The following is a 1155-nucleotide window of genomic DNA, read 5'->3' on the forward strand; positions in this document are numbered from 1 at the left end:
CTAAATACCTTTTCATAATTATGAGACTTCCATATTTCCTATTCCTTTCCAGCTACTTGCTGAGGCTGTATTCAAAAAGATCTTAATTTTTTTGATCAATTGCCACATGTACTGGCAACAATGATTTCGTGTGACCGTTTCATGCAATGACTGCCATAACCGTTCTATTTTATTCAACCAAGGCGAATATACCGGAAGAAATAACAGCGTTACCGTTGGATTTTGTGACAACCAATCTTCAACTAGCCGACTGGTATGGATTCTGTAGTTGTCTAAAATAATTGTCAGTGTTTTTGCGTGACGATAATGGGCTTTTAACTTTTCTAACATATTGATAAATAATTGAGAGTTTTTTCTTCCGTAACCGGTATAAACGATTTCTCGGGTTTGGACATGATAACAACCCGCAAAGTAATATTTTTGATTTTGGCCCGGAGTAATAATCCGTTTTTGCTGGCCCCTGAAACACCAGTCTGAACCCATCTTGGGGTTAAAGTGGATATCCACTTCATCTTCATAAAACACCGGATTTTCGCTTGAAGCCTGCAATAATGCCTGATTAATACGCACCATTTTCTCTTCATACTCCGGATCAGGCAGGTTTAATGTCGGGGCAGCCCGCCGCCAAACGATCTTATTTTGACAAAAGAACCGGTAAAGTGTACTGATTGAAATTTTCACATTAGCTATTTTTTTGATTTGTATGACAAAAAGTTCAAGACTCCAACGAGAGCGGATATATTTGAACTGCTGGGGAGAAAGCGTCAACAAATAGGTGATTAAAGGAAGGAGGCAGGTTAAGTTCCATCGGCGAGGACGTCCCGCAGGCTGACTTTGTAACCCTATCCAGCCGTCAGTTTTGAAACGTTTTATCCAGCGCCATACGGAAGATTCTGCGGCGCAAAGCGCTTCAGCGATTTGGCAGACCGATTTTCCCTGATAAGCCATAAGAATGGCCAGAATGCGAATGCTGTACTGTTTATTACGTGTTTTTTGTGCCGTTTTTTTCATCAGGCGCCGTTCATTACGGGAGATTGGTGGTAGGATAGGCATAACTCAGTCCTTCTTTTTGCTTTTTTGTTTGTGGAAAATCAAAATTCGCAAAAATTGGACTGAGTTTCTTTGATACTCCTACCATTTTGAAAAGGCATTTAG

1 protein-coding gene is annotated in these 1155 nt (G+C 40.4%); it reads right to left on the reverse strand.

All coding sequences use genetic code 11. The features are described from left to right. Nucleotides 1–18 precede the first annotated feature (18 nt). On the reverse strand, nucleotides 19–1053 hold the full coding sequence (locus Xind_RS19565; RefSeq protein ID WP_047685931.1) for an IS630 family transposase: 1035 nt from the start codon (nucleotides 1051–1053) through the stop codon (nucleotides 19–21). Between the last annotated feature and the right edge of the window lie 102 nt (nucleotides 1054–1155).

Origin of the sequence: Xenorhabdus indica (genome assembly GCF_014467235.1) — a bacterium.
GTDB lineage: Bacteria > Pseudomonadota > Gammaproteobacteria > Enterobacterales > Enterobacteriaceae > Xenorhabdus > Xenorhabdus indica.